Raw genomic sequence first — 6,429 nt, forward strand, 5'->3', positions numbered from 1 at the left:
TCCACCGGCGGGCGTGCCGAGTTTCCCATGTTCTGGTCCCGGAATGGACGGTTGAGGGGTGTATCGGAGCTAAACGAGCTGAACAGTCCTCATAGACCGGAGAAACCTGCACGCTGAAGGCCAGGGTGTGCACGCTACAGGCAGGCGCGCAGCTCGGCTGCCTTCCTGGCCCGCACCGCAGGATCAACGACGGGTCGCTTCGGGGTGAAGTAGAAACCGTCGTCGTGCCAGCGGGGGAGCACATGCTGGTGATAGTGCCAGACATGTTGGCTGCCGGCCGGCTCATTATGCTGGCGGGTGGAGATGCCGTCAGGTGACCAGGCCCGCTTGATGGCGACCGCCAGGTCGCGGGTGACGATCATGATGCGGGCGGCGACGTCGTCGGGCAGCTCATAGAGCAACTCGAAGTGGGCCCGGGGAGTCACTAACACGTGGCCGGGGTGCGGGTCGAAGCCGTGGGAGGCAATGAACGCCAACACCAGGTCGTCTGAGTAGATCAGGTCGCCAGGCTCGCACAGGTTTTTTGGGTTTGCGAAATCCCCGGCGGCGAGGTCGCAGAAGGGGCACAGGTAATCGTCAGGAGCATGCCGCACCCACTCGGTCACTCCTCGACCGCGTCTTCCTCGAACACCCACTCGAACATGTCGAGAACGTATTCGCTGAACGTGCCCTCTTCACTCTTCCAGGTGCCGCGAGCGTTGTTCCGACGCCAGATGATGGGATCGGGGACATCCAACTGATCCACCCTGATACCCCAGGTGTACTTTTCCTCTTCGTCTTCGAGGAAAAGCAGGTGTCCGTCCTCGATCGTGAGCTCATCGGGATCCCAGAAGAAGTGGTACGCCTCCATAATGTCTTCGACGGCCCCGACGGCGAGGTAGAAGTCGCGCAGAGCGAGGGGAAGATCGAAATCCTGGTCCTCCATGAGGTCCTGAAGTTCTTCCTTCGACAGGCCATCTTCCGCCGACCACTGGTCATCGAAGTACGCCGGAACCAGGGCACGGAATTTGTCCAGGAATAGCTCAGTCAATTGGAACTCCAGGGGTGGGGTTGGGGGATACATCCATCCTAGCCCCCACAGTGCGGTGGCTTATCCAGTGCCCGAGCGCTTCCAGCCCAGGACTGCCAACGGCGCCCGCCAGCTGAAGCGCCATGCGAGGACCCGGAGGGTGAAGACCATTGCAGCGACGACGCCGCCGGTCACCACATTGAACCAGCCGGTGCCGACCAGCAGGGTGGTCAGACCGGCCCCGAGCATGGCCGGAAGCGCGTAAATGTCCCGGGGATCGAAGAGTTGGGGTACCTCATTGGCCACCACGTCACGGAGCAGGCCACCGCCAACCGCCGTGGTCACGCCGAGGAGGATACCCGCCACCGGGTGAAGCCCGAACTCCAGCGCTTTCACCGTGCCGGTGATGCAGAACAGGCCCAGGCCGGCGGCGTCGAACACCACCAGCAGGTTGCTGACGCGCTCGACGCCCGAGAAGAGGAAATACACCAGCAGGGTCGCGAGCACCGGTGGGAGCAAGTAGAAGGGATTGGAGAAGGCCGCAGGAACCGTATCGATGATCAGGTCCCGAGCCACACCGCCGCCCAATCCGGCCAGGGAGGCCAGCAGCAGAGAACCCACCAGATCAAAGCCTTTGCGAGCGGCAAGGAGAGAGCCGGATACCGCGAAGAAGAAGACCCCGAGCAAATCGATCATCAGCGCAACGTCGACGGCGTTGGTCATGGGTTCCTCACTGTCCGGGGTGCGCGTAGTTGGTCCGTGCCAGCTGCAATCCCGGCCCGTCTGAGTTTACCCAGTGCAGGCACCCAATGTTGAGTCAAACGGCGTTGCCCCGACTGTTTGGAGCTAGCGTATCCGCCGGGCCAGGCCGGGGTAGTCGACCACCACGCCGTCGTCGTCGACAGTCAGCTCGGCAGCGAATCCGCGGTTGCCGGAGCTATACAACACCATCGCGGGACTGTCGGGTCGGGCCGACCTCACATGGCTGTACACCTGAGCGCTGGGGATTACCCGCAGGCTCGGCACCTCAACCCAAGCCATGGTGAGTGCGGTTTCGTCAGCCGGCGCGTCGTCGTCCGAGACCAGGTTGAGTCGGAGGATCGGCATCGTGTTGGTCACCGGGCACAAGCCCAGATCGCAATCCAACGCAGTGGACAGTCCATCGGGATCCGTGATCCCGGGCGGGGGTAGATCGACGGCACCGGAACTCTGCGTATCGCTGGACCAGTGGCCGTCCTCCGATCTCACCAGTTCCAGGTGACGGCTCCATCCCTGGCCATGGACGGTGACGGTGAGCCGCTGGGTCACCCAGCCCGACGTCGTGGCGAGCGCCCAGCTCACCGCATAGTCTGTGGTTCTGGAGGTGCCGTGAGCGGTAAGCCGGTCGGATTCGAGGTTGATGGTGGCCGTGTCGAGCCGGCCGGGGTCGTCCTCGCCCTGCCAGCTGTGCTGGAGGCTGGTGTGCGATGGGTTAGCCATCCTCATACCCTATGGACCGGCGCACCCCGACGCCAGACCCCGTGCCAGACCCCGTCGCTAGAATCAGGGCGAGCTCCGAGGCCAGCCCGGGGCCGGGCTCGTGGCAAAGTGGAGCTTATGAGCCCTACTCCCCAGTCGGCCGCCGAACCTGCAGCGAGCGCACCCATGAGAGCCGTCAACGCCTTGCTGGGTTGGACTTCGACGAAACGGCACTACAACTCGCTCGAATGGATGCGGGCTCGGTACCTGCAGCGCGCCTACCCCACTCCGGCGCCGTTGCCCCGAGCCCTGCGGCGGCTTTGCACGGTCGAGGAGCTGGCGGTCGTCGGCGTTCGCACCCTCACCCTGCGTCCCCGGTCGGCGGGCTCCGGACGCCACATCATCTACACCCATGGTGGCACCTACATCAACGAACTGGCCCGCCCGCACTGGTGGATCATTGCAGCGCTCATCAGGGCCACCGGGGCAACGGTGACCGTGCCGCTCTACCGGTTAGCTCCCGAACACAGCTTCAGGGAAACCTACGACTACCTCGCCGCCGTCTACCAACTGGTGCTCTCAACAACGAGCGCCGACGACGTCGTCCTGGCCGGGGATTCGGCGGGCGGCGGGTTGGCGGTCGGCCAGGCCTTGCACTTCGCGGCTCTCGGCCTGCCACAGCCGGGCCACCTGATCCTCTTCTCGCCCTGGCTGGACGTCACGGGCACAAACCCAGCCATTCCGCAGTACGACCGGGTCGATCCCATGCTTGCGGTTCCAGGGGCAGTCGAGGCGGGAAAATGGTGGGCGGCAGGCGAGGACCCCAAACATCAGCTGCTGAGCCCGATCTTCGCCCCGCCCGCCGCGTTGGCTGAACTCCCGCCCGTGACGCTCTATCAGGGGAGCCGGGACATCTGCATGGCAGACGCCATCGCGTTCAATCGGGTGATGCGTGACGCCGGCCGCGTCATAACGTTCAACCGGTACCCGGGTGCCTTCCACGTATTTGTGGGGCTCCCCTGGCTGCGTGAGTCGCGGGCGGTGTTCGACGATATCCGCCGGACAATGGCAACCCGTGAAACTGTGGAAGCAGATAAACCTCAGCAGCCATAGACGCGCTGCCCGCGAGGGTCTAGAGTGAGTGTACTGCCCCAGACCCCGGCGCCGTGTTGAGTGGAGAAACATTCCACGGAAGTATCCGGACGGGGCAGATTTCTTTTAACATCTCTCGCTGCGAAAAGGTTCTTCCCTCTGGACGTTCTTTACTCATCCGGTTCCAACTCACAAGCTGAGGCAGTGCAGCGAATCCTCAAGATCGTCGGTATTTCGGGGAGGTATATGAGTAATGAGTTCTGAGACAGTCAAACGACGCTTGGAAGGTGACCATATGGTAGCTAAACCGCGGTCAGTGAGTCGGATAGGTACATCGGCAAACTGACGGCAACCTGACAACGCATTTTCAGTTTAAGTGCACTATGCATGCCTGACGCCTGCCTGCGACTGCTGCGGGCTGGCTACAGCGACAATGACCGATCGACAATCTGGGTCGCCGTGTCGTGCAACGTGAGGTGGTTCCGGCGGGCATGGTTGCGGATCCGGGTAAACGATTCATGCATATCGACATTGCTCAACTGGGCCACCACGCCCTTGGCTTGTTCAATCAGGATCCTGCTGGTCAGGGCGCGCTGGAGCTGATCATTGATGACCCCGGCTTCGCGTACCGCGCGCTCCTGCAGAATGCTGATCGTGGCAACGTCGGCGAGTGCCTGCCCAATCGCTGCATCTTCCACGGACAGTGCGCCAGCATCCACACCGAAAAGGTTGAGGGCACCGATTGTCCTGCCTCGTATCCGCATGGGGATGGCATGTACCGAACGAAATCCCTGCGACAGGGCTGCCTGCTTGAAATCGGGCCAACGGTCACCGAGGTCAGCAATATTGTCGACCGTGACAACTTTTCCGGTCTGGAAAGCCTCGACACAGGGTCCAGCGCCAGCTTCGCGCTGCAGTACCTCGACCAGCTGGCTTTCCTCGCTGGTGGACGCCAGGACCTGAAGCTCGCCGTGCTGGTCCACGAGCAACAGCCCGGCCGCAGTCGCGTTGAGAATGTCGATCGACTCCTCCACTAGAGCATGGAGAAGGTCAAGAACGTCGTAGTCGTCGACCAGCGTGTCAGCGATCTTTACGAAAGCAGCGCTGACGCGTTCTGCGCGGGTCGAAGTCACCATGAATAGAGTTTACTCCGCTATTGAGGTTTCGGCGTAAAGTCCAGCCGGCGGTCGATAACCGCAGCTGCTACCTCTTTCAATTGGAGCCCCTCGGCGAAGGCATATCCCCGCAACAGAAGGAGAGCGTCAGTGGCAGTGATGTTCGCCTGCGCCAGGACCATTCCGGTGGCTTGGTGAATCTCACGGCGCGATAGTGAGGTGCCGTCATTGCCCCCAAACGATTCGTCGTGGCCGGGTTCCCTGGACAACATCCGACGCAGCAACATCCACGAGGTTTGATCGGTGAGGACCGCCGCCGCCGCAGCGTTCGCTCCGCTGAGCTTGCCTGGGTTCGTCCGATACAGCTCGACGACTCCAATATCGATCGCGCCAAGAACAAGGGGAAAGACGAACAGCGCCTTCACCTCTGTCGCACGGACGGCGTTACCGAAGACGGGCCACCGGGTGTGCCAGTTTTCTGCGGTATCCGGGATCAGTACCGGCACGCGACTTGAGGCTGCTTCCCAGCGGGGACCCTCCCCAAGTTCGAACTGCAACTCATCGAGCCTGCGCGCAAGGTCATCACTGCAGCAGATCGTTTCCTGAACGGCTCCGCCGAAAACCGAGATGGCAGCTCCAGTGATCGGGAGTTCCGTAAGGTACGGGGTGCACAGGGTCGCACCGTTGCTGTTTGCTGTGGAAGTGCACCGCTCAACCATGAGTCCCTGTCGTTCTTGCCGCGCCGCCAGCTGGCCGGGCGGTACTTAGCCGAGCGGCAATCCCAGGTAGCGGGACGCCGGCAGTTATTAGGATAGACGATTCGCCGGCCGACCGGGCCAGGTGACACCGTACTATTGCGCCATGACAGCCGAGACAGACTTTGAGCCTTACCGTCCGCGTCTGCGCGCGGAGCTCGCCCGCACCCGCGCGAGTTTCGCCGCACTTGATGCCGATAGTCGCTCGGTCAGCGCGGCCCGGGACAATTCAAACGTCGACGACGAACACGACCCCGAGGGGACCACCATCGCCGCTGAACTTTCACAGATGTCAGCTCTGGCCCGGGACGCGCGAGGCAGGGCGGAAGAGATTGAAGCCGCGCTGGCAAGGCTCGATGCTGGCACCTACGGCGTGTGTGCCAGCTGCGGCCAAATGATTGCGGGTGGACGCCTTGAAGCCCGGCCGTGGACACCGTACTGCCTCGACCACGCGACCGGTAAATAGCTGGGCGCGCGCAGGTCACCTGGTTCCTGCTCGGCTACACCAACTGGAGCATCGTCAACTGGACCAGCTCCGTTGCGGCCAGCTCCGAAGCGGCGGGCGCAGCGATCGCCGCAGCATACCCAACAGGTGGGCCGACCCAGGTCAGTTTCAGGTGCTCCGCAGCGGCCAGTCCCGTGCAGGAATTGCCTGCGATGGAAAACGTGGAGGGTTCGATGCTGAGCCCATGCCCGGTTGCTTTCAGCACCGCCTCCTTGGCGACCCACAGCCGGAGCCGCGCATCGACGTCGTCGGCCCGGAGCTTTTCCCGCTCCGGAACCGAGAGGGCGTAGGCGTCGAACCCGTCGAAGACGGCGTCGGGGATGTGCTCGATATCGGCACCGATGGGGTGCCCGGCGGGAGCCGAGGCCACCAGGAGTGAGCCCGCGGAACGGGACAGGCTCAGCTCCACTCCCTCGATGGCCGGTTTGCCATGCAGACCCGAGCCGCAGGTCCGGCAGGAGCGTGTTACCGGCAGCGCGGCGGCCTCCGACGGGG

General features: G+C 63.1%; 9 protein-coding genes. 2 read left to right on the forward strand and 7 right to left on the reverse strand.

Features of this window, described 5'->3' with window-relative positions; all coding sequences use genetic code 11:
- Positions 1-134: 134 nt before the first annotated feature.
- The 4 genes from K728_RS0107950 to K728_RS18840 all read right to left on the reverse strand — a co-directional run bounded on the left by K728_RS0107950 (position 135) and on the right by K728_RS18840 (position 2,488).
- The gene (locus K728_RS0107950; RefSeq protein WP_019481805.1) at positions 135-605 is read right to left on the reverse strand and encodes an HIT family protein; all 471 of its coding nucleotides are present in this window, start codon (positions 603-605) and stop codon (positions 135-137) included.
- Positions 602-1,030 (reverse strand): hypothetical protein, encoded by a 429-nt coding sequence (locus K728_RS0107955; protein ID WP_019481804.1) that lies wholly within the window; start codon positions 1,028-1,030, stop codon positions 602-604. Before K728_RS0107955 ends, K728_RS0107950 begins: the two co-directional genes overlap by 4 nt.
- 60 nt (positions 1,031-1,090) lie before the next feature.
- Complete coding sequence (locus K728_RS0107960; RefSeq protein WP_019481803.1) at positions 1,091-1,732, reverse strand: trimeric intracellular cation channel family protein; 642 nt, start codon at positions 1,730-1,732, stop codon at positions 1,091-1,093.
- 123 nt (positions 1,733-1,855) lie between these two features.
- Positions 1,856-2,488 (reverse strand): putative glycolipid-binding domain-containing protein, encoded by a 633-nt coding sequence (locus tag K728_RS18840; protein ID WP_019481802.1) that lies wholly within the window; start codon positions 2,486-2,488, stop codon positions 1,856-1,858.
- A 117-nt stretch (positions 2,489-2,605) separates the two neighbouring features.
- On the opposite strand from K728_RS18840, the gene K728_RS18845 reads away from it, so the two are divergent.
- Entirely contained in the window at positions 2,606-3,580 is a 975-nt protein-coding gene (locus K728_RS18845; protein ID WP_019481801.1) for an alpha/beta hydrolase fold domain-containing protein, read from the forward strand.
- Positions 3,581-3,981: 401 nt separating this feature from the next.
- Here the strand turns inward: K728_RS18845 and K728_RS0107975 are convergent, their stop codons facing one another.
- Together K728_RS0107975 and K728_RS0107980 are read right to left on the reverse strand one after the other, a co-directional pair.
- Complete coding sequence (locus tag K728_RS0107975) at positions 3,982-4,695, reverse strand: GAF and ANTAR domain-containing protein (protein WP_019481800.1); 714 nt, start codon at positions 4,693-4,695, stop codon at positions 3,982-3,984.
- Between the two features lie 17 nt (positions 4,696-4,712).
- The gene (locus K728_RS0107980) at positions 4,713-5,393 is read right to left on the reverse strand and encodes a GAF and ANTAR domain-containing protein (protein WP_019481799.1); all 681 of its coding nucleotides are present in this window, start codon (positions 5,391-5,393) and stop codon (positions 4,713-4,715) included.
- 142 nt (positions 5,394-5,535) lie between these two features.
- Between K728_RS0107980 and K728_RS0107985 the strand changes: the two genes are divergently transcribed.
- Positions 5,536-5,895, forward strand: coding sequence for a TraR/DksA family transcriptional regulator (locus K728_RS0107985; protein ID WP_019481798.1), 360 nt, complete (start codon positions 5,536-5,538; stop codon positions 5,893-5,895).
- Positions 5,896-5,929: 34 nt separating this feature from the next.
- On the opposite strand, the gene K728_RS20140 is transcribed toward K728_RS0107985, so the two are convergent.
- Positions 5,930-6,429, reverse strand: a 500-nt coding sequence (locus K728_RS20140) for a 4'-phosphopantetheinyl transferase family protein (RefSeq protein ID WP_024476350.1), incomplete at its 5' end; no start/stop codon positions are given.

The sequence above is a fragment of the Arthrobacter sp. CAL618 genome (assembly GCF_000468215.1).
In the GTDB taxonomy this organism is placed as follows: domain Bacteria; phylum Actinomycetota; class Actinomycetes; order Actinomycetales; family Micrococcaceae; genus Arthrobacter_D.

Excerpts from the sequence above, each read along its gene's own strand:
- K728_RS0107960 (WP_019481803.1), bottom strand. The coding sequence starts at position 1,732 with ATGACCAACGCCGTCGACGTTGCGCTGATGATCGATTTGCTCGGGGTC.
- K728_RS18840 (WP_019481802.1), bottom strand. The coding sequence starts at position 2,488 with ATGGCTAACCCATCGCACACCAGCCTCCAGCACAGCTGGCAGGGCGAG.
- K728_RS18845 (WP_019481801.1), top strand. The coding sequence starts at position 2,606 with ATGAGCCCTACTCCCCAGTCGGCCGCCGAACCTGCAGCGAGCGCACCC.
- K728_RS0107975 (WP_019481800.1), bottom strand. The coding sequence starts at position 4,695 with ATGGTGACTTCGACCCGCGCAGAACGCGTCAGCGCTGCTTTCGTAAAG.
- K728_RS0107980 (WP_019481799.1), bottom strand. The coding sequence starts at position 5,393 with ATGGTTGAGCGGTGCACTTCCACAGCAAACAGCAACGGTGCGACCCTG.
- K728_RS0107985 (WP_019481798.1), top strand. The coding sequence starts at position 5,536 with ATGACAGCCGAGACAGACTTTGAGCCTTACCGTCCGCGTCTGCGCGCG.